Genomic DNA, 25,070 nt, shown 5'->3' on the forward strand with positions numbered 1-25,070 from the left:
GTACAGCAGCACTGGGATGCCCACCCCACCATGTCTACCAGGCGAGCCCGAGACGGATCATTGCAGCTGCATGAATCTTCCGGGCAGGCGTCAGAAGCCCACGGTGTCGCGGACGAGGACGACCACACCGCGCTCGGGGAAGGCCTCGCGCTCCAGAATGAGGATCTTGCCGATGAAGGAGGTCTGGGCGTAGGTCTCCTGCAGCCGGCGCCATTCCTTGGGCAGGCTGTAGTCGTGGATGCGGCGGAGCCCGGTCGCCATGTCCGGGACGATCTTCTGTGCGCCGACCACCCAGATCGCCTTGCGGGCTCCGGACGCGTAGGGGGCGAGCTGGCTGCCGCTGGCAGAGCCGACCAGCAGATATCCGTCCTCGGAGACCGCGTGCACGCTGCCGACGACGACGTCCGGCGTTGCCCCGAGCCGGATCTGGGCATACACGTCGTCGCCCAGGTTGCCCGAGGCGGCCCGCACGGAGGTGAAGTCGCCGGACTCGTCGAGCGCTTCGGTGATTCCGGACAGGCGCAGTGTCTCGCTGCTCGCGGTGAACACTGTCTGGTCGCGCGCGACCAGCGCGAGGACGAGTTCGCGGGCGTCGGTCAGGGTGTCGACGAGGTGCACGATGTAGTTGTGGTCGCGCAGTGCTTCGGCGGCACGGTCCAGTTGGGCCTCGTCGGCGGGCTTCGCGAAGGTCTCGTCGACTACGGGTGCGGGCGCGGTCATGGGGTCCTCCGGCGAGGGCGTCGGGTCCGTCTGGTAACTGGCATCAGTCTGCGAAACCCTGGGCCGGCCGCGGAAGACGGCACTTTTTACTGCCTCAGTGAGCCGGAGGGAACCATGGCCACCCACGATGCCGATCCCACGAGGGTGCTGAAGGGGCGGGACGACACCACCTGCCGGGTCCGTGAAGTCCTGGACCGTGTCGGCTCCAAATGGTCGCTGACCGTCATCCACGAACTCGGCCCGGGCACAAGGCGTTTCACCGAGATCAAGGACGCCGTCCCCGGTATCAGCCAGCGCATGCTCACCGAGACCCTGCGTCTTCTGGAGCGCGACGGCCTGATCTCGAGAACCGTGCATCCCGTCGTGCCGCCCCGCGTCGACTACGAGCTCACCCCGCTGGGCCGGACGCTCCTCGACACGGTGCGCACGCTCCTCGACTGGGCTCTGACCCACATCGACGACATCGACAAGGCCCGGGACGCGTACGACACCCGCACCTGAGGCGCGCCTCCCTGTCCTCATCGCTTGCGAACGCGGTGTTTCCGTTCTGCGAACAGGACGCCGTGACGGGGGACGAGGGCCGGCCACCGGTGTGACCATGTCCGCATGCTCCCGGGAGAAGATCGCGCCGCCCGTCGGGTGCTGATGGTGTGCATGGCGGCAGGGGTCACAACTCTTCTCGACCAGTCGGTCCTCAACATCGCTGTGCCGGCGCTGCGTCAGTCGCTCGAGGCGGGTCCCACCGATGTGCAGTGGATCGTCGCCGGTTACTCACTGACCTTCGGCCTGATGCTGGTGCCGGGCGGCAGCCTCGGTGACGTGCGCGGGCGCAAAGGGCTGTTCCTCGTCGGGCTGTCGGCCTTCGTCCTTTTCGGTGCGGTGGCCGCCACCGGTGTGCGACCGGACCTGCTGATCGCCGCGCGGCTGGTGCAGGGCGCCGGGGCAGGTCTGGTCAACTCCCAGGTCATCGGCACCCTTCAGGACGTCTTCAGCGGCCTGGACCGGGCGCGTGCACTGGGCCTGTACGCCGTCACGGGCGGCATCGCCGCGGCGCTCGGACCGGCGCTCGGCGGCGCCCTGGTCGCGACCTGCGGCCCTGAGTTGGGATGGAGGCTGTGCCTGCTGCTCAACACGCCCTGTGGGATGGTCACCCTCTGGCTCGCGTTCCGCTGGCTCCCGAAGGCACGGGGGACGGTCGGACGCAGTCGGCTCGACTGGTGGGGACTGATCTGGGCCGGTGCGCTCACCCTGGCCCTGATGCTGCCCTTCATCAGCAGACCGGGCAGCGCCCAGGGTGCGGCACTGTGGGCCGTCACCGCGGTCGGACTGGCCTGCTGCCTGGTTCTCGGACAACGTCTGCGCATGCGATCCGGACGGGTTCCGCTGGTGCACCCTTCACTCCCACGCTCGCGCCCGTACACGCTCGGGACAGCCATCGCGATGGCCGCCTTCGGCTCCTCGCTGGCGGCGACGCTGGTCCTGACCATGTTCCTGCAGAGCGGTCTCGGACTGTCCGCGCTCACCGCCGCTCTTGTCACCCTCCCATCCGCCGTGGCCATGGGAGTCACCTCGGCCGTGGCCTGGCGCGTGGTGCGCCGTCTCGGACCGCACACCGTCACCGTCGGTCTCGCCCTGGGAATCCTCACGTTGCTGGGCGGCGCGGCCGTCGCCCTCACCGCGCCGCGCACCGCGCTCCCTCTGCTGCTCGCCGCCGTTCAACTCCTGTCCGGTGCCGCCGCCGGGCTGACCGTCTCCCCCAACCAGGCCCTGGTCCTTCAGCACGCTCCGGCCGAGGCCGCGGGAGTGGCCGGTGGCATTCTCCAGATGGCCCAGCGGATCGCCGCGGCCGTCGCCCTCAGCGCCGTCTCCGGGAGCTATCTGCACGGTACGTCGGGATCAACCGGCGGCCCCCGTACGGCATTTGCACACGCGACTCTCCTCTGTGCCGGTCTGCTCACCGCGGCCGCCGTCCTGTCACTGCTGCGTCCGCACCTCACGGCTCGACCCCGTCCTCAGCTCCCCGGGCCAGGACACCCGCACCCCGTTGACGGATTACGTCGGAGATAGATAAAGTTTCAAATGGCATTGAGTGTCAGCATCAAGCCCTGGCTTGCTGACCGGCAACCCTCCGACGCGGTGGGGTGCTCCAGGTGAAAGCCCGGCCGGGTCGCCGACCCGGCAAGCGCGAGGCCCCGCGGCAGGGGCCCGACATGGAGGAGTGAGCGTGCGGCACAGCAGCGTCTCGAGTCTCTCCATGACGGCTTCCGCGACTCTCCCCCGCTTCTCCCGTCGACGCCACATCGACCTGCAGCGCATCACCAGCTGCCTGTGTCATGGCTGACTGCGTCCCGTCGACTGGCTGAAGCCGCTCACCGCTGTCTTTGACACGCGCGGCAATTCCTGAGCCCTTTCCCTCTCAGCGCTCTCACACAGTGCGGCTCTTTTCGTGAGCAACACCATCCCCTCATCTCCATGCCCGCGCGCGTAGAACGTGCGTGTCGGCTTTCGAGTAGGAGACCTCGTTCCGTGATATCTCATCCGGATTCCCGCTCTGCCCGATGGGCGGCACTGTCCGCGCTCCTGACAACCAGTGTGCTGCTGACCGCATGCTCGTCCGGCAGCGGCAGCAGCTCGAGCAACGACGGCGGTCAGGCCAGGCCCGGCGGCACACTGACGTTCGCGGTGGGTTCCGACGCCGGCTGCGTGGATCCGCAGCAGGTCGGCAGCAACGACACCATCTACTCGTTGCGTCAGGTCGTCGACTCCCTGACCGACCAGGATCCCAAGACCGGCAAGATCGTGCCGTGGCTGGCGAAGAGCTGGGACATCAGCCCGGACACGAAGGCCTTCACCTTCCACCTCAGATCCGGTGTCACCTTCAGCGACGGAACACCGCTGACCGCGCAGGTGGTCAAGGACAACTTCGACGCGGTACCGAAGCTCGGCGCCCTGGGAATCCTGGCCCAGGGATACCTGAGCGGCGTGGAGAGCACCACCGCGGTCGACCCGCTCACCGTGCGGGTGAAGTTCAAGCAGCCCAACGCCCAGTTCCTCCAGGCCACTTCCACGTTCTCACTGGGCATCGAATCGTCGGCGAGCGCGAAGAAGTCCCCGCAACAGAAGTGCAGCCAGGGGATCGTGGGCAGCGGCCCGTTCACGCTGAAGAGTTACGTCCAGAACCAGTCGATCACCTTGGCCAAGCGCGCCAAGTACGACTGGGGTTCCTCGCTGTGGACCAAGAAGGGCGAGGCGTACCTCGACAAGGTGGTGTTCAAGGTGGTGCCCGAGGCGGGGGTGCGCACCGGCAGCCTGCAGTCCGGCCAGGTGGACGCGATCAGCAGCGTCGGCAAGGCCGACGAGGCGGCGCTCAAGGGCGGCCAGGTGAGCCTGCTGGGACGGGCCAACCCGGGCAACGTGTTCAACCTGGGGCTGAACAACTCCCGGCCGCTGCTGAAGGACGTGAAGGTGCGTCAGGCGATCCTGTTCGCCATCGACCGGCAGCAGATCGTCGACGCCGTGTTCCCGACCGGCACGCAGCCGGCCACCAGCATCCTGGCGCACACCACGCCGGATTACGCGAACCTCGGCTCGGCTCTGGCCTACGACGCGGCGAAGGCGAAGTCGCTGCTGGACTCGGCCGGTTGGAAGACCGGCAGCGACGGCATCCGGACGAAGAACGGCACCAGACTGAGCCTGGCCGTCACGTGGTTCGCCAATGCGGCCACGAACCAGCCCGCGCTGGAGCTGATCCAGCAGCAGCTCAAGGCCGTCGGCATCGACGTCGCGCTCAAGGAACGGCAGATCAGCCAGCTCGCCGCGACGCTGCAGTCCGGTGACTTCGACGCCGGGTGGGGCAACCTGACCCGCGCCGACCCGGACATCCTGCGCAGCCAGTACTCCACCCGGCTGGCCAACTTCTACCACCTGCCCGCAAGCCCGCTGGACTCGCTGCTGAACCAGCAGGCGGCGACCACCGATGCGGCCAAGCGCAAGCAACTGGTCGACCAGGCACAGCAGTTGATCGTGAAGAACGCGTACATCGTGCCGGTGGTGGAGCTGCAGACCCAGCTCGGGGTGGCGAAGAAGGTGCACGACCTCGACTTCGAGGCCTCCAGCCGGATCCAGCTGCACGACACCTGGATCGGCTGACGCATGCGCCGCTATGTGATCAAACGCCTCGCACAGGCCCTCGGGGTGCTGTGGGCGGCCTACACGGTCTCGTTCCTGGTGCTGGATTTCCTCCCCGGTGATCCGGTGTCGGCGATGGCCGGCGCCGGAGCGGACTCGGGGCAGGTCGATCCGGCGCAGCTCGCCAGGCTCCGACACGAGTACGGCTTCGACAAGCCGGTGCTGGTGCAGTACGCCGACCACCTCGGCGACGCGGTACGCGGGGACTTCGGCGACTCGGTCTCCACCGGCCGATCGGTGACCACGACCCTGAGCGACGCACTTCCACAGACCCTGACGCTGACCGGCACGGCGCTGTTGCTCGCGGTGGTCCTCGGCGGCTCTCTCGCGGTGTTGGCGACCTACACCTCGCGGCGATGGCTGCGGCAACTGCTGCTGTCGTTGCCGCCGCTGGGCGTGTCTGTGCCGACCTTCTGGGTCGGGCTGCTGCTCGTCGAGCTGTTCTCCTTCCGGCTGCGGTGGTTCCCCGCGTTCGGCAACGACGGATTGCCGGGCTTGGTGCTGCCGTCGCTGACGCTGGCGCTCCCGACCGGCGCGCTGGTGGCGCAGGTGCTGGCCAAGAGCCTGCTCACGGCCCTGGATCAGGCCTATGTGGAGACAGCGCGGGCCAAGGGCGCGGGCAGGCTGCGGATCCACCTGCGGCACGCCCTGCGCAACGCGTCACTGCCGGCGCTGACGGTCGTCGGGCTGCTGGCCGGGCAACTGATCGCCGGTTCGGTGGTCGTGGAGACCGTGTTCTCCCGTGACGGCCTGGGCCGGGTGACGGCCGCCGCGGTCACGGCCCAGGACATCCCGTTGGTCCAGGGAGTCGTGGTGTTCGGAGCGCTGATCTTCGTGCTGGCGAACCTGATCGTCGATCTCGTCTATCCGCTGCTCGACCCGCGGATCGTCGTGGCCTCCGGCAGGAAGGGGAGCCTGGCATGACCCAGCCCCTCGTCGACGACGTCGCCACCGGCGCCGCGCTCGGCCCCGCACGATCCGTCGAACCCGGCCCCGACCCGAGTCCCGGAGAAGGTCTCGAACTGCGGCGCGTCCTGCGCTTCTTCGTGCGCCGGCCCGGCCTGCTGGCATCGGTCCTCATCGTGGTCCTCGTGGTACTGGCCGCGTTCCGGCCGGGTCTGTTCACCTCCCAGGACCCGTTGCACGGGGTGCCGTCGCAGAACTTCCGCGGCCCCAGCGGCGCACACTGGTTCGGCACCGACGAACTGGGACGCGACCTGTTCTCCCGGGTGGTGCACGGTGCGCAGCTGTCACTCAAGGCCACGCTGATCGCGGTGGCGGTCGCCTTCGTGGTCGGTGGCCTGCTCGGCCTGGTCGCCGGCTTCGTGGGCCGCTGGGTCGACGACGTACTGATGCGCTTCGTCGACGTACTGCTGTCGATCCCGGCACTGTTCCTCTCCCTGGCGCTGGTCACCGCGCTGGGCTACGGAACGGTCAAGGTCGCCGTCGCGGTCGGGGCCGCCAGCGTCGCCGCCTTCGCCCGGGTGACACGCGCGGAGGTGCTGCGGGTACGGCAGGCGGTCTTCGTCGAGGCGTCGCGCTCGTGCGGGACCCGCTGGTACTCAGTCCTCGGCCGGCACGTACTGCCCAACGCGGCGGGCCCGGTGATCGTCCTGGCCACCCTCGACTTCGGCACCTCGGTCCTCGCAGTGTCGTCGCTGAGCTTCCTCGGCTACGGGGCACCGCCCCCCGCACCGGAATGGGGCACGCTGATCTCCGACGGGCGCAACTACCTGGGCAACGCCTGGTGGCTCACCGCACTGCCCGGCCTGGCGATCGCCGCGACCGTACTGGCCACCAACCGCATCGCGCGAGCCCTGGACGGCGAATGGTCCCGACAGCGATGACCGGCCCCACGACGGACGAACCCGGAACGGGTGGGAATGTGACGAACACACCGCAACCGCTGCTGGAGGTACGGGGCCTGTCGGTGTCGTACCGCACCCGCGGCGGCACTGTGCAGGCCGTGCGAGGCGTGGACCTCGACGTGTGGCCGGGCCAGGTGACCGCGGTGGTCGGCGAGTCCGGATCCGGCAAGAGCACGACCGCGCACGCGATCATCCGGCTCCTGGCGGCGAACGGCGGCATCGACGCCGGCACCGTCCGCTTCGGCCGCCAGGACCTCTCCTCGCTGTCCGAACGCGAGCTGCGCACCGTACGCGGCGCACGGATCGGCCTGGTGCCCCAGGACCCCACCGTGTCGCTCAACCCCGTCAAACGCATCGGCGAGCAGGTCGCCGAGGTGCTGCGCATCCACCAGCTGACGACCCGCCGGTCCGCCCCGTCGGACGCGGTCGCCATCCTGGAGCAGGCCGGACTGCCCGACGCGGCCACCCGCGCCCGGCAGTACCCGCACGAACTGTCCGGCGGAATGCGGCAGCGTGCCCTCATCGCCGTCGCCATCGCCGGCAAACCCAAGCTGATCATCGCCGACGAGCCGACCAGCGCCCTGGACGTCACCGTGCAACGGGTCATCCTCGACCACCTGCAGCACCTCACCGAACAGTCCGGCACCGCGGTGCTGCTGGTGACGCACGATCTCGGCGTGGCCGCCGACCGGGCACAGCGGATCGTGGTCATGTCCGAGGGCCGGGTTGTCGAGGCCGGTCCGACCCGCGACATCCTCGACAACCCGCAGCACGCATACACCCGGCGGCTGCTGGCCAGCGCGCCGAGCCTGGCCACGGCCCGCCCCCGAGCCACGGTCACGACGCCGTCCGCTCCCGGGACGGCGCCGTTGGTCGAGGTCCAGGGTGCGGTCAAGGAGTTCCGCCTGCCCGGCTCCGGGACGCTGCGCGCGGTCGACGACGTCAGCTTCACCCTCCACCGGGGCCGCACGCTGGCCCTGGTCGGCGAGTCCGGCTCCGGGAAGTCCACCACCGCCCGCCTGGTGCTCCGCCTGACCGACCCGACCGCCGGACGCATCGTGTTCGACGGCGCCGATGTCACGACCGCGCGCGGGGCACCGGCGCGGCAGCTGCGACGCCGGGCCCAGCTCGTCTACCAGAACCCGTACGCCTCGCTGGACCCGAGGTTCTCCATCGGCGAGGTGATCACCGAGCCGCTGCGTGCCTTCAAGGTCGGCGACCGCGCCTCCCGGCTGGCCCGGGCCCGGGAACTGCTCGATCGGGTGGCGCTGCCCGCGTCGACGCTGGAGCGCCGCCCGGCGGAGCTGTCCGGCGGCCAGCGGCAGCGCGTCGCGATCGCCCGCGCCCTGGCACTCTCCCCCGACCTGGTCGTCTGCGACGAGCCGGTGTCCGCCCTCGACGTCTCCGTCCAGGCCCAGGTCCTCGACCTGCTCGCCGAACTGCAGGCCGACACCGGGGTGGCGTACCTGTTCATCTCGCACGACCTGGCCGTCGTACGCCAGATCGCCCACCACGTCGCCGTCATGCGGGCCGGCCGCATCGTCGAGACGGGCACCGCAGAAGACCTGTTCGCCCGGCCCCGCCACGCGTACACCCGCGAACTGCTCGCGGCGATCCCCGGCGGCCGTTACCCCAGGACCGCATCCGAGCCCCTGGAAACGAAGGAGCACGCATGACCGTTCAGGACACCACCGCAGACCTGTCCGCCTTCACCCGCGACTGGCAGGAGTGGCACACCAGGCAGGAGGCACGACTCGCCGACCCCCACGGGTTCCTCGCCATCACCGGCCTGCACTGGCTCAGCGACGAGCCGCAGCGCTTCCCCGACGCTCCGGGCGCCTGGTCGACCGGCGCCGACGGGGTCGTCGTGGTCCTCGACGACGGCGAGGAACTGGTCGTCGACGGCACCCCCGTGCGCGGCGAGCACCGCTTCGGGGTGCTCCCGGAGCGCGGCGGGGTGAACGCGGTCTGGGACGACGCGGTGATCGAGGTGGCCAAGCGCGGCGGACACGACATCGTGCGTCCTCGGCACCCGGAAACCCCTCTGCGTTCCGCCTTCACCGGCACGCCCGCCTATGCCCCGCATCCCCGCTGGGCCGTGACCGGCCGCTACACGGCCTTCGACGAGCCGCGGCCCACGACCGTGGGTGCCGCGGTCGAAGGCCTTGAGCACGTGTACGACGCGCCGGGCCGGATCGAATTCGAGCTGGACGGACGGGAGTTGGCACTGACCGCGTTCCCCGGACACGCTCCGGGCAGTCTGCTGGTGCTGTTCACCGACGCGACCTCCGGGGTCACCACCTACGCGGCCAACCGGGCCCTCGCCCTCGACCCGCCCGCCGCCGACGGCACGGTCGTCCTGGACTTCAACCGGGCGGCGAACCTGCCGTGCGCCTACACCGACCTGGCCACCTGCCCACTGCCCCCGGCCGAGAACCGGCTGCCCGTGGCGGTCGAGGCAGGGGAAAAGATCCCCCGCGAGCGCGGCGGGTCCTGACCAGCCGACGCCACCGGGATCACCAGAGAGGGACGCACCCCGAATGAGTACCCCCACGATCAGCTCGCTTGCCTTTCTCAGTCCGGGCAACTTCGCCGACGGCGACCCGTACACCGGCCTGGAGGAGACGCTCCAGCTGTTCGAGTACGGCGAACGGCTGGGCTTCGACGGCGCCTGGATCCGGCAACGCCATCTCGAACACGGTGTCGGCTCGGCTGCGGTCTTCCTCGCCGCGGCCGGCCAGCGCACCCAGCGGGTCGAGCTGGGGACCGCGGTCATCCCGATCGGGTACGAAAGCCCGTTCCGCCTCGCCGAGGACCTGGCGCTGGCCGACGTGCTGTCCCGCGGCCGGCTGCAGGTCGGCTTCAGCACCGGCATGCCGCACGCCGAACTCCTCGGCGACTTGGTGTACGACGGGGACTGGCGCGGCTTCGACCTGTCCTACGGCAGGATCGCCCGGGTCGTCGAGAACCTGCGCGGCGACTACCTCGGCGGCCCGGACACGGTGATCCAGTCGCCGGGCAACACCCAGCGGCCACGCCTGCAGCCGCACAGCCCCGGCCTGGTGGACCGGGTCTGGTACGGCGGCGGCAGTCAGCGCTCGATCCGGTGGGCAGCAGAGCACGGCCTGAACCTGCTCAGCGGCAACATCGTCACCGGCGAGAGCACCGACGACTTCACCACGGCCCAACTCGCCCTGCTCTCCGAGTACCGACGCGCCCTCGCCGAGGACCGCCCGACACGGGTGGCGCTCGGTCGGGTGATCGTGCCGTTCGACAGCGCGGACACGACCACCCGCGCCCGCTACCGGGACTACGCGGCCAGTCGGCACGCGCGCACCCTGGCACCGCAGGGCCCGAAACGGATCCTGTTCGCCCCGGACGTGGTCGGGACCGCGGAACAGATCCTGGAGCAACTGGCCGCAGATCCCGTGGTCGCCTCCGTGTCGGAGCTGCGCCTTGAGCTGCCGTACGAGTTCCACCGGGGCGACTACGAGCAGATCCTGCACGACGTACGGCACTTGATCGCGCCCGAACTGGGCTGGCAGCCCGACACCGCGCTGCTCCACGAGGCGGGCCGGTGAACACCGGCCTGCAGGGGCTGCCCGTGCGGTGGGAGATCCACGCCCGTGAGCTGTTCGCCGACGGTCATCGTTTCACCGGTAGGGGCACGCACGAGGTGGTCACCGCCACGGCCCCCTCGTAGTCGGTCCGGAAGCACCCGCCCACGGATCGGTCACCGACCTCTCGCTCGCATCGCGCGACAGCGCGGGCAGGGTGCGACCGCGGCAACCGCGGGTACGCGCGTCGCCGTCCGGCCCGCCGGATTCGGCGGCGCCGATCTTGTCCTGGTAGCGACGGGTGCGATGGTTGAAGAATTGCTCTGCCTCACGGCGTCGATCGATGAGCTCTGCCGCCGTCTTGAGGCTCCTCCGGTCTGACTCTTCGAGAAGCACCCACCCCTCCGACCTCTGCTTCAACTCTCTCCCACGCACGCCCCATTGACACTCTCCCACGCCTCCTCAATCATCAAGACATCCGATGATTGGGAGCCGCCATGAGTACGTATCCAAGACGTCATGTCCTCGGCGTCACGGCGGGTGTCGCTGCCTCAGCCGCTCTTTCCTTCGCCTCCACGACCGACGCCCACGCTGCTCAGACGGTCACCGAGCAGAGCCCGACATGGGCGGCCGTGCCCGCTCCGGTTCCCGTCCCCCTCGACAGCCTCTACGACAACGACGCCATCGACACCGCCTCCGCGCGAGGCGGCGACTTCGACGGCTCCGGCTACACGTTCCCGGGCGAGGAACTCCCGGCTGGCCAGGTGCAGGTGGACGGCGTTCCCTTCGTCTTCCCGTCCTCGGCCGCAGGCGCCAAGAACAACGTCGTCGCGCTCGGTCAACGCATCGACCTGCCCAAGGGCCGCTACATGGCGGCCTACTTCCTCACCTCGGGGAGTTACGGCAACGCCTCGGGCAAGGCGACGGTGCACTACGCGGACGGTTCGACCACGACGGCCGGCCTCACCGGAGCGGACTGGTACGCGGCGGGCGGTTCGCTGTCGGCGCCGTACCGCTACGGTCCGGACGGCGCGAAGGACGAACACAGCGTCGGCATCGGCACATCGGAGGTATGGGTCGATCCGCAGCGCGAGGCGATCGCCATCACGTTGCCGACCACCCACGCACCCGAGCCGAACCAGACCTCGCTGCACGTGTTCGCGCTGTCCCTCCAGCCGGTCGCCCAGGGACGCGCGCTGATCCTGCGCGACGCCCACTCCACGAACTCGCTCCTGACGTCCACCGGCGCCCAGAGCGTCGAGGCCACCGTCGTCAACGCGGGTACCGCCGCCGTCCTGGCCGGTGACGACGTGTCGGTACAGGTCACGGTGCCGGGCGCCCGCACCGTGGAGCCCGCCGTCGTCCGCCGCCTCGACCCCGGCGAGCAGGCTCGCGTCCGCATCGGTATCCGCAACCGCACGGGGACGGCACCCGGCACCTCCCAGGACGGCGTGGTGACGGTCACCGGCCGCGGCGCCACGGCCGCCACCCAGCGCAGCCGACTGTCCCTCGGCGTCGCCGACTACCAGCCGACCGAGACCTCCCTCTCCGGCCACCAGGCCCCGTACTGGTTCCACAGCGCCAAGTTCGGCATCTTCATCCACTGGGGCGTGTACTCGGTGCCCGCCTGGGCGCCGGTCGGCACGCAGTACGCCGAGTGGTACTGGGACCAGATGCAGGACCCCAACAACCCCACGTACGCCCACCACCGGGACACCTACGGCGAGGACTTCGCCTACGACGACTTCATCCCGCGCTTCACGGCGGAGAAGTTCGACCCGCGATCCTGGGTCGAGCTGTTCCGGGACGCCGGTGCCCAGTACCACGTGCTGACCTCCAAGCACCACGAGGGATTCGCCCTCTGGGACACCAAGGTCTCCGACCGCAACGCCGTGAAGATGGGCCCGAAGCGGGACCTGGTCAAGGAGCTGTTCGAGGCGTCCCGGCGCTACACGCCCGAGCTCCACCGCGGCCTCTACTTCTCGATGCCCGAGTGGTTCAACCCGGACAACCCCTGGATGGGCCACGCACCGCGCAACCCGTACACCCTCGCCCCCGTGCCCTACACCGGATACACCGCGGGCAAGGACTTCGTGAAGGACTATCAGGCCCCGCAGATGCTGGAGCTGATCCACGGTTACGACCCGGAGCTCATCTGGTGCGACATCGGCGGCGCCAACGACAGCGTGCACGTGCTCGCCGAGTACTTCAACCACGCCAAGAACCGGTCCCGTCCCATCGACGTCACCGTCAACAACCGTTCGGGCATCTCCTTCCACGACTTCACGACGCCCGAGTACACGACGTACGACAACACCGTGATCGCCAAGTGGGAGTCCAGCCGCGGCCTCGACCCCTTCAGCTACGGCTACAACCAGGCCACCCCCGACGCTTCCTACATGACGACGGAACAGGTCGTGCAGAGCCTGGTGGACATCGTCTCCAAGAACGGCAACTTCCTGCTCGACATCGGCCCCCGCGCCGACGGCACCATCCCGGAGATCATGCAGACGCGACTGCGTGAGACGGGTCAGTGGCTGCGCACGAACGGCGAGGCCGTCTACGACACGACGTACTGGTCGAAGATGGCGGAACTCGGTGACGACATCCGCTTCACCGTCCGCCCGAACCGAGCCTTCTACATCCACTCCCTGACACAACCGGGCTCACGGCTCACCGTCGAGGCGCCGGTCCCGATCCGCAACGGTGACACGGTGACGATGCTGGGCCACGACCGGCCACTGACCTGGACCCTCAGCAAGGGAGCGCTGGTGATCGACGTCCCCGCTGCGGCCCGTAAGGCAGGACAGCACGTCTGGGTCTTCAAGGTGAAGTGGAACTCCTGACCGACGGCGCCGAGGCGGCAGCCATCACTTCCCTCACGTGAGGTTCCACGCCGGGCTCCGTAGGGATTCGCGTCCTGTGCGGAGCCCGGCCCTGGTCGTCCCCTCAGCCCTACCCCCAGGGCGGCTTCCGCTTCTGCACCGAGTCCGATGTCGCCCGGCTCACGGCCATCCGCCGCATGGAGGCCCTGGGGTCCAGCCTGGACGGGCCGTGTTCAGGGCGGCGGTGCAGCCCGCGGGGCCGGAGCCGATGACGTCGCGTATATCCGCGGCGGTGCTCACGCCTGGGGCTGCGGCGCGATCTCCTTGATCAGGCCCTCGACCAGCACCTTGATCTCGTCCCGGATCGGGCGGACGGCCTCGACGCCCTGGCCGGCCGGGTCCTCCAGCTGCCAGTCCAGGTACCGCTTGCCGGGAAAGACCGGGCAGGTGTCGCCGCAGCCCATGGTGATGCAGACGTCCGATTCCTTCACCGCGTCGACCGTGAGCATCTTCGGGACCTCGGCGGAGATGTCGATGCCGACCTCGCGCATGGCCTCGACGGCGGCCGGGTTGACGCCTGCGCCCGGGTTGGAGCCCGCCGAACGGACCTCGACACGGTCCCCGGCCAGGTGGGTCAGCCACGCGGCGGCCATCTGGGAACGGCCGGCGTTGTGGACACAGACGAACAGCACGGAGGGCTTGTGGGACATCAGGGGGTCTCTCTTGATCTCGCGCCCGGCAGGCGGCAGAGGAGGGCACGGACACATCAGCACCCGATGGTGTCAGTCACCACTGATGTGACAGTATCAGCGCATGCTGACGTCAGTCGATACTGATCTGTTGCGGGTCCTGGCGGACCCGCTCCGCCTCCGGATCGTCACCCTGCTCGCCAAGGAGACGCTCTGCAGCACGCACCTGATCGAGGAGACGGGGGCCAGACAGACCAACCTCTCCAACCATCTGAAGGTGCTGCGCGAGGCCGGGGTCGTGGAGACGGAGCCGTGCGGCCGGTTCACCTATTACCGGCTCAAGCCCGATGTCATCGCTGCCCTCGCGGGTCAGTTCGCCGACCTCGCGGATTCCGCGCGCGCCACCGCCGAGAACAACGTCAAGCGGTCCTGCCCCTGATCCCCGCCGCTCCGGCGACCTGCACCAAGGAGTCCTGTTGACCGCCACCGAGGCCGCCGAACACGACAGAGCCGGGGAGTCCGCCACAGCCCCCGGCGCCGAGCCCCAACCGGCGCCGGGAGCCACCCCGCCGCGTAACCCCCTGGTCGCCCGCGCCGCCGCCGAACTCATCGGCACGGCGCTGCTGGTGGCGGTCGTGGTCGGCTCCGGCATCCAGGCCACCGAACTGACCAAGGACGTGGGCCTGCAATTGCTGGCCAACTCCACGGCCACCGTCTTCGGCCTCGGCATCCTGATTCTTCTGCTCGGCCCGGTCTCCGGCGCGCACTTCAACCCGGTCGTCACCCTGGCCGAGTGGTGGACCGCCCGCCGCGGCGGCGCCGGCGTCACCCTGCGCGAGGCCACGGCGTACGTGCCCGCGCAGATCGTCGGCGCGATCGCGGGCGCCATCCTGGCGGACGCGATGTTCGGCAAGCCGCTGGTGGAGTGGTCCACGCACGACCGGTCGGCGGGACACTTGCTGCTCGGTGAAGTCGTCGCCACGGCCGGCCTGATCCTGCTGATCTTCGGCCTGGCCCGCACCGACCAGCTGCGCTTCGCCCCGGTGGCCGTCGCCTCCTACATCGGTGCCGCCTACTGGTTCACCTCGTCGACGTCGTTCGCCAACCCGGCGGTGACCATCGGCCGCGCATTCACCGACACCTTCGCGGGTATCGCGCCGGGTTCGCTCCTGGGCTTCATCGGCATGCAAATCGTCGGTGGCGTGGTCGGGCTCGCGCTGGTGGCCCTCATCTTCATGCGCGGACGATCGACCGAGTGAACAACAGGACGCAGGTGGTGGTGATCGGCGGCGGCCAGGCAGGGCTCGCCGTCGGCTACCACCTGCGCCGCCTTGATCCCGGCTTCGTCGTTGGCCGCCTCGGCGACGTGGCGGCCGTCGTGGTCAATCAAACCCTCGTCGAGGTCATCGGCGTGGTCGACTACGGCGTGGCCGTCGTCGACGGCGGCTTTGGCGGCGCGGCCGAGGGCGCCGCGGGCCCCAGTTCACGCCCTCACGCCGGAAGAACCTGCGCGGGCGGCTCGGCCCGGGGCGTCCGCCGAGGGTGACCCTGCCCGGCCCAGGACCTTGAAGCACTCTCCTTTGCCGCCGGCCGCAGGGCTGAAGCAGGCTTGCACAGGCGTTCCGGGGCTGACCACGCTCATGAGGGTGTGGACGTAGGTGTCCGCCTCCTTGCGGGTGGTGACCTGGGCGCTGTGGAGGGAACCGTGCCGGCCTCCCACCCGCATCTCGACGCGGTCCTTCACGACGGCGCCCCACATCCGGGCCCAGCTCGTCCCGCACTCCTGGCTGTAGCGGATCTGGATGAAGGCACCGGTGGCGGTCTCGTGTTCGGCCAGGGTCAGCGGCTCGGCGGCGCATCGCGTCGCGATCGGGTCCTTGTTCTGGCAGGCCGTGTGCCGGCAGAGCGCCCCGGTGGCCACGGAGGGCATGAGGGGCGGTGGCGCCTCCTCGCGGTGTGTGGGGGGAAGGTGGGCGAGTACGAGCGCCCCGAGGACGACGGCACAGGTCGACACGAGGGCGGTGACGATGTTCACGCGCCGGTGGCCGGTTGGGCTGGTGAGCGTGTGGTCGGTGTCGCTCGGATCTGCCCCGCCGGTGGCGTTGCCGGGTGGGACGGTGGCGAAACCCGGCGTCGGTGTGTCCGTCCCGGTGGCCGTGCGCTGTCGAACCGGTGTCCCCCGTGTCGGCCCGGTGTCCTCCGTCCGGTCCGTGCGGGCGATGTCCAGGAGTGCCAGCGGATGGTCGGCGGGTTCGCCGGCGAGACGGCACAGCTCTTTGACCGCGCTGCGCGGTGGCAGGCTCTTGCCGTTGAGGTAGCGCTCCCAGGACGACTTGCTGTAGGTGGTCGCGTTCGCGAGCTGCGCGAAACTCAGTCCGGTGCGCTGCCGCAACTGCTGGAGTACGGCAGCCAGTCGCGCGCCCGGTGGTGAGGGTGCGCCGGCTGTCATCCGCGCAACGCCTTCCACGAGCGCGGCCCCAGCATGCCGTCGACGGTGAGGCCCGCGCGGTCCTGGAACGTCTTGACCGCCCGCAGCGTCAGCGGGCCGAACATGCCGTCGATCCCGCCGGGTGAAATGCCTGCCCGGCGCAGCAGACACTGCGCCTCGGCGACGTCGGCACCGGTGGCGCCGTAGACGATCTCGGTGTTGCGGCCCTTGTTGATGCCCGCCGACCAGCGGCCGTCGACCCGTGCGATGCGGCATGTGTAGGAGGGCGGCGGGGAGGTCACGGTCGGGCGGGGCGAAGCGGTGACGGCTGCCCGGCTGACTTCGTCGTCAAGACGCAGCATGAGAAGCAGCGCCGCCGAAAGGGCTACGGCCAGGGCGGCGATGCCTGCCGTGAGAGCGAGGTGCGGGAAGCGACCGGGGGCCGGTCCGGTGGCACGGGGTGGCATGCGTGCGGTCGCTACGGCGGGTGGCCCGGGATGCGGGGTCGTCGGACTGGCCGGTTGCTCCCCTTCCGGCTCGCGCTGCTCGTTCTGCTGTGCGGCGGGCCTTGCGCGGCGGCCGTCCCGGGAGTCGGCGGCGATCTCGTGCAGCGCGAGCAGGGGGACGGGGTCGGTGCCGGTGATCCGGGCCAGTGCCTCCACCGCCTCCCGCGGTGGCAGCGACGTGCCTCCCAGGTAACGCTCCCACGACTTGGCGCTGTAGCCGGTCTTGACCGCGAGCTGTCGCATCGTCAGCTCGCTGTGTTCCTTCAGCCGGCGTAAGCGGGTCACCAACTGCCGTGCGCTGGGGTCGAGTTCCGCGGGCAGCGTTTTGGAGCGCGGCATGTTTCCCCCAAAGCGGTCATCAGCATGGTCGTGTGCGTGAGCAGCGGTCCCCTCCGCTCCTGCGCATTCTGCATGAGCACGCCACATCTGTCACAGCTGTCCCACATCACCGTCCCAGCGGACGCTGTCGTCGCAGGTCAGCAGGGTGGTCGTCCCGTATGACCGCCACCTGGGCCGCAGCCGTGGCCGCCGTGCCCGGGCGCCCTGCACCTTGGTCTCGCCACCTGGCCCGCTCGGCGTGCCAGGTGCCGACCCCACAAACGAAAGAGGAAACATGCGACCGAACGCTCTGGGCAGGACCATCGCCGGTGTCATCGCCGTTGCCGGCCTCGCCGCCGGCAGCGTGGCGACCGCGGGCACCAGCTTCGCGGCGACCACGAGCACCGCGCGGACGGCTGCAGTCGCCCAGCCCTCCGCCGTGGCCGCGACGCAGAACTTCGGTCTGACCTCGGCCGAGGCCAAGAACGTCCAGGACTTCCTCGCGGACCACTGGGGCTACACCGGCGCCATCGACGGCCAGCTGGGCACCAACAGCTGGAAGGCCTTCCAGCGCTGCCTCGCCACGTACTGGGGCTACACGGGTGACATCGACGGGGACCCGGGCCCCAACACCATCAAGGCGCTGCAGCGTCTGCTGAAGGACTCCTACGGCTACACGGGCGCCATCGACGGCATCGCCGGTTCGGGTACTCGGGCGGCGTTCAAGCGATTCGCCGCCTGAGTACGACCCGCCCGACCGGTACGACCTGCCGGTACGGGCCGATCGTCGAGTGACCGGCCGCGGCCCGTCCTTGCCAGGCAAGGACGGGCCGCGGATGCGTGTTCCCGCTCCCCCGTCCGCACCGGTTCCGAACGCCTGGGACCAGACACGGTCGAGCGTCCCGGTTCCTCGGCGTCCCTCCCTCCCCCACCCCACGCCCGTCTCGAGAAGGAGAACTCGCCGCCATGGGAAGACCCACGTTCCTCGTTCGCGCCGAAGACAGAAACCCACCGCATCGGGCCGCGCACCACCCCCGGCCAGGCTGGCGCATCCGCGTCGGGACCTTCGCCGCCACCGCGGCGATGGTCTCGGCCGGCATCATGCTCGGTGCCGGCCCCGCGTCCGCGGCTCCCGCCCCGATCAAGCTGACCTCCGCGTCCTGCCCCAACGAGATCGTGCAGGGCCAGGCGAGCGGCTGCGTCACCGAGTTGCAGAACCTGCTCAACGCGCACGGTGCCGGTCTGGTGGTGGACGGTCAGTTCGGCTCGGCCACGCTCTACGCGGTCCGCGAGTACCAGGCCGCCACCGCCATCGCTGTGGACGGACGGGTGGGCCCCGCGACCAAGAGCAAGCTGTACGCGACCGGCGGCTCGGCGCCCGCCCCCGTCAACCTCAACTCCTCCTCGTGCCCCGCGAACATCGTGCAGGGCGCCAAGGGCGGATGCGTCACCGAGCTCCAGCGGCTGCTCATCCACCACGGCTACACGGTCGACGTGGACGGCGACTTCGGCGCAGGGACCGCGAGCGCCGTCCGCAGCTTCCAGTCCGCCCACGGTCTCACCGCCGACGGCCAGGTCGGCACGAACACCAAGCGCGCGCTGTACGACACCGACGAGTCACCGTCGACGGGCCTGGACCTCAGGTCGGCGTCCTGCCCGGAGAACATCGTGGAGGGGCAGAGCGGCGGTTGCGTCGCCACGCTCCAGTCCCTGCTGAGCGGCAAGGGGCAGAGCCTTGCCGTCGACGGCAGCTTCGGCCCGCAGACCCTGGCGGCCGTGAAGGCGTTCCAGTCCGCGAGCGGCCTCACCTCCGACGGCCAGGTCGGCCCGAACACCAAGGCCGCCCTGTACTCGAACATCGGCGGTGGCGGCGGCAACGGCGCGCCCGCGCCGATCAACCTGAACTCCGCCTCCTGCCCGAACGACGTCGTGCAGGGCCAGCGCAGCGGCTGTGTCACCGAGTTGCAGAGCCTGCTCAACCACCATGGTGCCGATCTCGCCGTCGACGGCGACTTCGGTCCGCTCACCGACAGTGCCGTCAGGGACTTCCAGGCCGAGAAGGGCCTCTCGGTCGACGGCCATGTGGGGCCGAACACGAAGGCCGCCCTGTACGGTGCGGTCACCCCGCCGTCGTCGCCCCCGCCCGGCGGCGGATACGCCAAGATCCTCGACGTGGCGGCGGCCGAGGTGGGAACGGTCGAGGGCAGCGCCCGCGCGAACAGCTACGGCTCGTCCGTGGGGCTTTCGCTGTCCACCAGCAACTACGCCTGGTGCGCGACCTTCGTGAGCTGGGTGGCCAAGCAGACCGGAGCCAGTTCCTATCGCAACACCTACGTCTCGGGCTGGGTCAAGCAGGCGCGGGCCGGCAACTACCACCTCTCCGTGACGACCAGCCCGCAGCCGGGTGACATCGTGGCCTTCGACTGGGACGGCGGAAGCGACTTCACCGGTGGCCACGAGCACATAGGCATCGTGCGGACGGTGTCCGGGTCGTCCTTCACCACCGTCGAGGGCAACACGAGCAACCCCAACGGCGGCAGCGACGGCGTCTACGTCAAGTCCCGTGCCACGAACAGCAGTTACGACGTGGTCTTCATCCGGGTCCGCTGAGCGCGGGCCGCACAGAGAGGCACCGGGAAGACACAGGGGCCCAGCCCCAGATCGGCATAGCATGCAGCCTGCACAAAGGACAGGCATCCCAAAACCATGGTCACCGGGCTGCGTTGCGGGGAAAATGGCCGTCATGACGTACGAAGGCTCCTCCATCGACCCGTCCAAGCCCAGCATCGCCCGCGTGTACGACTATCTGCTGGGCGGCAAGGACAACTACGCCGTGGACAGAGAGATCGGCGACGTGTTCAAACGCGACCTGCCCGGCTCGGTGGCCATCGCCTTCGCCAACCGCACAGCCCTGACCCGCGCGGTCGGGGAGATCGTGAAAACCACCGGCATCCGGCAGTTCATCGATCTGGGCAGTGGCCTTCCGACCGCCGACAACGTCCACCAGGTCGCGCAACGGCACGCACCCGAGGCCCGGGTCGTCTACGTAGACATCGACCCTCAAGTCCTCGTCCACGGTAGGGCGCTGCTGGAGAAGGACGAGCGGACCCGGGTCGTCGCGGTGGATGTACGCAACCCCGAGGGCGTTCGCACCCACCCCGACACCCAAGACATGATCGACTTCACTCGTCCTGTCGCCGTCATCTTCAGCGCGATCCTCCACCACGTCAACGACGACGAGGACCCGGCCGGCATCGTCCGCTACTGGCGGGACAATGTGCCCTCCGGAAGCTACTTCTTCATCAGCCACTTCCGCTCCGGCAACAACCCGGAGACGCGGGAGGCCGAGCAGGTCCTCCAGCAGACGTTCGGCCGCGGCCGGTGGCGCACCGACGCGGAGATCGCCTCCCTCCTCGACGGCCTGGAAATCCTCGACCCGGGTATCGTCCCCGCACCGCTGTGGCGCCCCGACCAGACCGAAACCCCCTGGAACAACAGCGGGGAACGGCAACTCACGGTCTGGGAACACCTCATCGCCGCGGCTCTCGCCCGCAAACCCTGACCAACCCGGTCGGCGGCCTCCCTACGGCCACCGGACACCGCACCCACGTCCTCGGTTCGGTCTAGTCGCATGGGAGACCTCACAGCAGCCCAAGGCCTCCATGTGGCACACAAGGCCGTACATCAAGCCGACACCCTTGCCGCCGTACCGGAATGCCCATCGTCGGGTGGGCGACGCCCCAGGCCCGCACTCTTGCAGACCGACTCCTTGTAATGGGCCGCGCAACGGGCGCCGCCCGCCTGAGCGACCAGGGCAGAGAGCGCGGGACAGGTCGAGTGCGGCAGCAAACGGCGCCAACGCGGTTGCCGTGCCCGTGGGTTGAGGTTGCGACTTCGGACACCTCACCCGACGGCGCGGGAGCCTCACACATCGCGCACACCACCAGCGTCACTCGATCAGTGAGCGCGCCGCAAGGCCTCAGAGGGTGTTCAGCGCTCCGCCCGGCGGGCCAGCAGGACCGAGTCCTCGGCCTCGACCGGCCCACTGTCCCGCTTGAGTGTGCGGGTGCGCTGCTCCACGACGACGGGCTCGAAGTCGTCCGGCAGACCGGGCAGGAGTTCCGCGGCAAGAAACATCGCCTTGCGGTGGCTCTCGGAGAGCTGCGTGAACTCGTGGGACGGTGCATGCCCGACCACCAGGAGCAACCCGCCCGGAGCGACGGCGGCGGCGAGCCGGCGGGTCACCTCGACCATGCCGCCGTCGGGGGCGTGCAGATAGTGGGTGGTGACCAGGTCGTACGAGCGGTCGCCGGCATCGAAGGTCCGGGCGTCCACCCGCCACCAGTCGACACGGTCGGCCACGTCGGCCTGCTCGGCGTGGCGGGCGGCGCGGGCCAGGCCCTCCGCCGAGAAGTCTGCGCCGGTCACGCGCCAGCCCTGACCGGCCAGCCAGACGACGTCACCGCCCTCGCCGCATCCGACGTCCAGCGCCGCGCCAGGGGTGAGCTCACCGGCGGTAGCGACGAGCTGCGGATTGGGCTCGCCGCTCCAGAACCGCTCCTGTCCCCCGTATCGCTCGTCCCAACCCGCCGGCTCGAACATCGCGGCTGCCGCCTGCTCGTCGTGCTCGCCGCTTCGGCCGTGCTCGTGGTGACCTGACACCGGATGCCTCCCGTTGCTCGTGATGCTGTGCCGCGCCGCCCCGCTGATCATCCATCCCTGACCGGTGTGCGGGACGCGTTGTCGATGGTGCTCGGGCCCGTGCGGATACGCACACAAAGTTGCCGGACCGGCAAACGGCACGGCTCTCCTGGGGCGAGCAGTCGGCAGGGGCGTTCGCGGGGACGACGATCAGGCGGGCTTCTCCTCCTGGTTGGTGATGAAGTCGGCCGGCACCGCGGGACTCCAGATGGCTTCCGGGCAGTCCCAGTCGTTCGCCTGCCAGTTCTCGGTGATGCAGTCCATGTCGCTGGAGTACTCGATCCAGCTGCCCCATGGGTCCTGGATGTAGTGGAACAGGTTCGAGCCGAGGGTGTGGCGGCCCAGGCCCCAGCCCTTCGCGTAGCCCACGGAGGCCATGTTCTGCGCACCGCGGGCGATCTGGTCGATGTCGGACACCATCCAGCTGGAGTGGTGCAGGCCGGGGTGCGTCGCCGGGACGAAACCGAATACATGGTGGTCGCCGGGCCCCGAATTCATGAAGACCGGCCCGCCGATGATGCGGTCCGACAGGCGCAGCCCGAGGGTGCGGGCGTAGAAGGCCTCGGAGGCGCCCACGTCGGTACTGAAGATCAGCATGTGCCCCAGGCGCTGAGGGCGGGTCTTCTCCCTCGCGTTCAGCCAGCGAGCCTGATCGACCCTCCGGACGCGGTCTCCGACGTTGGCATCCTGCGCGTCCGTGGTGCCGAACTCGCGCCAGGACGCGATTCCCTCGTCACGGAGGTTGATCAGGTTGCCCTCGTGATCCCGCAGCCACAGGCCGCCGGGCACCTGGGCCGGCGCGTCCAGCAGCTTCAACCCCATGCCCTCGATGTGGCGCTGCCACTCCGGCAGGGAGTCCGGTTCGACCGCGAAGGCCACGTGGTGGAGCCGCTTGACCGGCCCTTCCATGAGCACCGTCTGGTCCTGCTCCCGGCCGTCGCAACGGATCACGACCGCGTTGCCGCGCTCCGCCGCCTCCAGTCCGAACGCGTTGTAGAAGCTCGCGCCCGTATCCAGCGAGGGCACCTGGAGTCCGTAGTGCAGGAGGCCTTTGACACGCAACATTCTGTACTCCTCATGGTTCCGGTGGATCCGCGTCCCTCACGCACCACACCTCTTCAAGTGTGTACACCCTTTGGGTGCTGCGTCTAGTGGCGGAGCGGACATTTTGCACCCCTTGACCCGTAGGTCACCCCTTCCGCCGTCAATGTGTATGCACTATGGTTCTGCTGCCCTCAGAGAGCCGCGTGTTGGAGGAACACATGAAACGTCCTGAATGGTCACTGGTGCAGTACCGGGTCGACGACTCGGAGAAGCTCTCCGTCGGTGTGAGCGTCGGGGGGAGCGTCGTGCCGGGGCCACCCGGGACGGAAGGTCTGTCTCTGATGGAAGTGCTGGGCCGATGGGACTCACTCGTCCCGCTCCTGCGGGAATGGGTTCCGGCGGCTTCGGACGTCATCGCCGAGGCCCGACTCGCTCCCCCGCTCACGTACCCGGGCAAGGTGCTCTGCGCGGGCGCCAACTACTGGGACCACTGTGCCGAGATGGGCGTCGAGCCCCCCGACGAGCTGGGTGATCCGTTCTTCTTCCTCAAGCCGCCCACGACGACCGTGACCGGACCGGGAGACCCTGTGCCGCTGCCGTCCTACCAGGGCGCCCGTGTCGACTGGGAGGCCGAACTCGCCGTCGTCATCGGCCGCACCGGCCGCGATCTCCCGGCCGAGCAGGCCCTCGATCACGTGGCCGGCTACCTGGCGGCGAACGACATCTCGGCCAGAGACCGGCTCACCGCCCCCAAGCCGGTGGGCAAACCGTTCACCTACGACTGGGTCGGCCACAAGGGCCAGGACGGCTTCTGCCCGCTCGGTCCGGGAATCGTTCCCGCCTGGCTGATCCCCGACCCGCAGAACCTGCGGATCCGGCTGAGCGTCAACGGTGTGGTGAAGCAGGACTCCTCGACGGCGCAGATGATGGTACCGATACATGAAGTGGTCGCGGCGGCCAGCCGCCTCACCCGACTCGAACCCGGGGACGTCATCCTCACCGGCACGCCGGCCGGCGTCGGCGCACCGCGCGGGGAGTTCCTGACCGCCGGCGACGAGGTCGTCGTCGAGATCGAGCGGATCGGTCGCCTGGAGAACCCGGTGGTGGCGTCATGAACAGCACGGCTACTGAACTGGGCTGGCCGGACCTGCTGCCGGTGCCCGAGACGATGCGGGCCATGGTGTTCCACCGGTTCGGACCACCCGAGGTCCTGGAGCGGGCCACCATCGACACGCCCCGACCCCGGCCGGGCGAGGTCCTCGTGCAGGTCGCCGCGGTCGGCATCGGCCGGCTGCTCGACCTCACGGCCCGAGCCGGCAACCACCCCTACGCCAAGATCCAGCCGCCCCACGTGCTGGGCGCCGACCATGCGGGCGTCGTCGCCGCGCTGGGAGCCGGTGTGGACTCCGTCCGGGTCGGGGAGCACGTGGCGGTGTTCCCCGCAGTCGCCTGCGGCAGCTGCGCCTTCTGTGTGGAGGGCCGCGAGGAGGTCTGCCCCGACCTGGAGGTGATAGGCACCCACCGCCCCGGTGCGTACGCCCAGTACTGTGCGGTGCCCGCGCGCAACGTCCACCGGGTCCCGCAGGACATCCCCGCCTCGATGGCTGCATCCCTGGCGCTCGTGGGCGCGGTGGCCGCCAACCAGCTGAGCCAGGCAGGGCTGCGCCCCGGACACTGGGTACTTGTCCAGGGCGCAGCCTCCGCCCTCGGCTCCACCACCGCCGTCTACGCCCAGCATCTCGGCGCGAGGATCATCGCCACCTCACGCTCGGCCGAGAAGCGCGAGGCTCTGGCCGCGGCGGGCTCCGAGCTCGTGCTCGACGCCACCGACCCGGACTTCGTGAACCGCGTACGCGAGGCCACCGGGGGTCACGGGGTGGACATCGCCGTGGACAACCTCGGTGACCCGGCGATCTGGGACGCCACCCTCGACACCCTGGCCCACGGCGGCACCGTGGTCACCTCGGGTGCGTTCCTCGGCGGCAAGGTTCAGGTCGATCTGCGGCGCCTGTACTCCGCCTGCCACCGCATCATCGGAGTACGCACCGGAAACGCCGCCGCGGTCAACGCGCTGTGGACCGAGGTCGAGCACGGATTCCGCGCAGTCGTCGACCGTACGTTCCCCATCGCCCGCGCTGCCGACGCGCACCGCTACATGGAGGACGACAACAACCTCGGGCGGGTGGCACTCACCCTGGGCCCCGGGGACTGGGACACGTAAGAACC

The 25,070-nt window shown here is 69.7% G+C and carries 25 protein-coding genes, 1 pseudogene and 1 riboswitch; of the genes and pseudogenes, 20 read left to right on the forward strand and 6 right to left on the reverse strand.

The features are described 5' to 3' along the window. Window positions 1-90: 90 nt before the first annotated feature. Complete coding sequence (locus tag RNB18_RS27675; protein ID WP_311716812.1) at window positions 91-720, reverse strand: LUD domain-containing protein; 630 nt, start codon at window positions 718-720, stop codon at window positions 91-93. Between the two features lie 114 nt (window positions 721-834). Here RNB18_RS27675 and RNB18_RS27680 point away from each other — a divergent pair, with 114 nt between their 5' ends. The 12 genes and pseudogenes from RNB18_RS27680 to RNB18_RS27730 form a co-directional block, all read left to right on the forward strand. After that, window positions 835-1,221, forward strand: a complete 387-nt coding sequence (locus RNB18_RS27680; protein ID WP_311716813.1) for a winged helix-turn-helix transcriptional regulator — start codon at window positions 835-837, stop codon at window positions 1,219-1,221. A gap of 105 nt (window positions 1,222-1,326) precedes the next feature. Continuing rightward, entirely contained in the window at window positions 1,327-2,787 is a 1,461-nt protein-coding gene (locus RNB18_RS27685) for an MFS transporter (RefSeq protein ID WP_311716814.1), read from the forward strand. A 14-nt stretch (window positions 2,788-2,801) separates the two neighbouring features. After that, window positions 2,802-2,911, forward strand: a riboswitch (SAM riboswitch). Window positions 2,912-2,974: 63 nt separating this feature from the next. Further along, complete coding sequence (locus tag RNB18_RS53780) at window positions 2,975-3,061, forward strand: putative leader peptide (protein ID WP_394817685.1); 87 nt, start codon at window positions 2,975-2,977, stop codon at window positions 3,059-3,061. 185 nt (window positions 3,062-3,246) lie between these two features. Further along, window positions 3,247-4,869: an ABC transporter substrate-binding protein gene (locus tag RNB18_RS27690; protein WP_311716815.1), complete on the forward strand. Its 1,623-nt coding sequence runs from the start codon at window positions 3,247-3,249 to the stop codon at window positions 4,867-4,869. Between the two features lie 3 nt (window positions 4,870-4,872). Then, on the forward strand, window positions 4,873-5,832 hold the full coding sequence (locus RNB18_RS27695) for an ABC transporter permease (RefSeq protein WP_311716816.1): 960 nt from the start codon (window positions 4,873-4,875) through the stop codon (window positions 5,830-5,832). Then, window positions 5,829-6,755: an ABC transporter permease gene (locus RNB18_RS27700; RefSeq protein WP_311716817.1), complete on the forward strand. Its 927-nt coding sequence runs from the start codon at window positions 5,829-5,831 to the stop codon at window positions 6,753-6,755. The genes RNB18_RS27695 and RNB18_RS27700 overlap by 4 nt, the downstream gene beginning before the upstream one ends. Further along, the gene (locus RNB18_RS27705; protein ID WP_311716818.1) at window positions 6,737-8,452 is read left to right on the forward strand and encodes an ABC transporter ATP-binding protein; all 1,716 of its coding nucleotides are present in this window, start codon (window positions 6,737-6,739) and stop codon (window positions 8,450-8,452) included. Before RNB18_RS27700 ends, RNB18_RS27705 begins: the two co-directional genes overlap by 19 nt. After that, window positions 8,449-9,273: a DUF1684 domain-containing protein gene (locus tag RNB18_RS27710; protein WP_311716819.1), complete on the forward strand. Its 825-nt coding sequence runs from the start codon at window positions 8,449-8,451 to the stop codon at window positions 9,271-9,273. The genes RNB18_RS27705 and RNB18_RS27710 overlap by 4 nt, the downstream gene beginning before the upstream one ends. Before the next feature lie 43 nt (window positions 9,274-9,316). Continuing rightward, complete coding sequence (locus RNB18_RS27715) at window positions 9,317-10,357, forward strand: LLM class flavin-dependent oxidoreductase (protein ID WP_311716820.1); 1,041 nt, start codon at window positions 9,317-9,319, stop codon at window positions 10,355-10,357. Then, window positions 10,354-10,479, forward strand: a complete 126-nt coding sequence (locus RNB18_RS27720) for a hypothetical protein (protein WP_311716821.1) — start codon at window positions 10,354-10,356, stop codon at window positions 10,477-10,479. The genes RNB18_RS27715 and RNB18_RS27720 overlap by 4 nt, the downstream gene beginning before the upstream one ends. 351 nt (window positions 10,480-10,830) lie before the next feature. Continuing rightward, entirely contained in the window at window positions 10,831-13,179 is a 2,349-nt protein-coding gene (locus RNB18_RS27725) for an alpha-L-fucosidase (RefSeq protein WP_311716822.1), read from the forward strand. Window positions 13,180-13,289: 110 nt separating this feature from the next. Next, window positions 13,290-13,382 (forward strand): annotated as a pseudogene (locus tag RNB18_RS27730) (MerR family transcriptional regulator); the annotation flags it as partial. 72 nt (window positions 13,383-13,454) lie between these two features. On the opposite strand, the gene RNB18_RS27735 reads toward RNB18_RS27730, so the two are convergent. Then, window positions 13,455-13,868 carry an arsenate reductase ArsC gene (locus RNB18_RS27735; RefSeq protein WP_311716823.1) on the reverse strand — a complete coding sequence of 138 codons (414 nt, stop codon included), beginning with the start codon at window positions 13,866-13,868 and terminating at the stop codon, window positions 13,455-13,457. 103 nt (window positions 13,869-13,971) lie between these two features. Here RNB18_RS27735 and RNB18_RS27740 point away from each other — a divergent pair, with 103 nt between their 5' ends. The 3 genes from RNB18_RS27740 to RNB18_RS27750 are packed head-to-tail and all read left to right on the forward strand — an operon-like array spanning window position 13,972 to window position 15,393. Then, window positions 13,972-14,286 (forward strand): ArsR/SmtB family transcription factor, encoded by a 315-nt coding sequence (locus RNB18_RS27740; protein ID WP_311716824.1) that lies wholly within the window; start codon window positions 13,972-13,974, stop codon window positions 14,284-14,286. Between the two features lie 37 nt (window positions 14,287-14,323). Next, window positions 14,324-15,106: an MIP/aquaporin family protein gene (locus RNB18_RS27745; RefSeq protein ID WP_311716825.1), complete on the forward strand. Its 783-nt coding sequence runs from the start codon at window positions 14,324-14,326 to the stop codon at window positions 15,104-15,106. Further along, a complete protein-coding gene (locus RNB18_RS27750) occupies window positions 15,103-15,393 on the forward strand; it encodes a hypothetical protein (RefSeq protein WP_311717043.1) in 291 nt (96 codons plus the stop codon). The genes RNB18_RS27745 and RNB18_RS27750 overlap by 4 nt, the downstream gene beginning before the upstream one ends. On the opposite strand, the gene RNB18_RS27755 is transcribed toward RNB18_RS27750, so the two are convergent. Continuing rightward, a complete protein-coding gene (locus RNB18_RS27755; protein ID WP_311716826.1) occupies window positions 15,331-16,296 on the reverse strand; it encodes a helix-turn-helix domain-containing protein in 966 nt (321 codons plus the stop codon). The two genes, RNB18_RS27750 and RNB18_RS27755, sit on opposite strands and share 63 nt — an antisense overlap. Further along, on the reverse strand, window positions 16,293-17,120 hold the full coding sequence (locus RNB18_RS27760; protein WP_311716827.1) for a peptidoglycan-binding protein: 828 nt from the start codon (window positions 17,118-17,120) through the stop codon (window positions 16,293-16,295). Before RNB18_RS27760 ends, RNB18_RS27755 begins: the two co-directional genes overlap by 4 nt. A 274-nt stretch (window positions 17,121-17,394) precedes the next feature. Here RNB18_RS27760 and RNB18_RS27765 point away from each other — a divergent pair, with 274 nt between their 5' ends. The 3 genes from RNB18_RS27765 (at window position 17,395) to RNB18_RS27775 (ending at window position 20,661) form a co-directional block, all read left to right on the forward strand. Next, on the forward strand, window positions 17,395-17,841 hold the full coding sequence (locus tag RNB18_RS27765) for a peptidoglycan-binding domain-containing protein (protein ID WP_311716828.1): 447 nt from the start codon (window positions 17,395-17,397) through the stop codon (window positions 17,839-17,841). A 224-nt stretch (window positions 17,842-18,065) separates the two neighbouring features. Further along, on the forward strand, window positions 18,066-19,709 hold the full coding sequence (locus RNB18_RS27770) for a peptidoglycan-binding protein (protein ID WP_311716829.1): 1,644 nt from the start codon (window positions 18,066-18,068) through the stop codon (window positions 19,707-19,709). Window positions 19,710-19,833: 124 nt separating this feature from the next. Next, on the forward strand, window positions 19,834-20,661 hold the full coding sequence (locus RNB18_RS27775) for an SAM-dependent methyltransferase (RefSeq protein ID WP_311716830.1): 828 nt from the start codon (window positions 19,834-19,836) through the stop codon (window positions 20,659-20,661). Window positions 20,662-21,089: 428 nt separating this feature from the next. Here RNB18_RS27775 and RNB18_RS27780 read toward each other — a convergent pair whose 3' ends face one another. Continuing rightward, window positions 21,090-21,761 (reverse strand): class I SAM-dependent methyltransferase, encoded by a 672-nt coding sequence (locus RNB18_RS27780; protein WP_311716831.1) that lies wholly within the window; start codon window positions 21,759-21,761, stop codon window positions 21,090-21,092. Window positions 21,762-21,950: 189 nt separating this feature from the next. Further along, entirely contained in the window at window positions 21,951-22,865 is a 915-nt protein-coding gene (locus tag RNB18_RS27785) for a VOC family protein (protein ID WP_311716832.1), read from the reverse strand. A 197-nt stretch (window positions 22,866-23,062) separates the two neighbouring features. Between RNB18_RS27785 and RNB18_RS27790 the strand changes: the two genes are divergently transcribed. Both RNB18_RS27790 and RNB18_RS27795 read left to right on the forward strand, forming a co-directional pair. Next, window positions 23,063-23,959: a fumarylacetoacetate hydrolase family protein gene (locus RNB18_RS27790; RefSeq protein ID WP_311716833.1), complete on the forward strand. Its 897-nt coding sequence runs from the start codon at window positions 23,063-23,065 to the stop codon at window positions 23,957-23,959. After that, a complete protein-coding gene (locus RNB18_RS27795; RefSeq protein ID WP_311716834.1) occupies window positions 23,956-25,065 on the forward strand; it encodes an alcohol dehydrogenase catalytic domain-containing protein in 1,110 nt (369 codons plus the stop codon). Before RNB18_RS27790 ends, RNB18_RS27795 begins: the two co-directional genes overlap by 4 nt. Window positions 25,066-25,070 lie beyond the last annotated feature (5 nt).

This window comes from Streptomyces doebereineriae (assembly GCF_031845645.1).
GTDB classification, from domain to species: Bacteria; Actinomycetota; Actinomycetes; order Streptomycetales; family Streptomycetaceae; genus Streptomyces; species Streptomyces canus.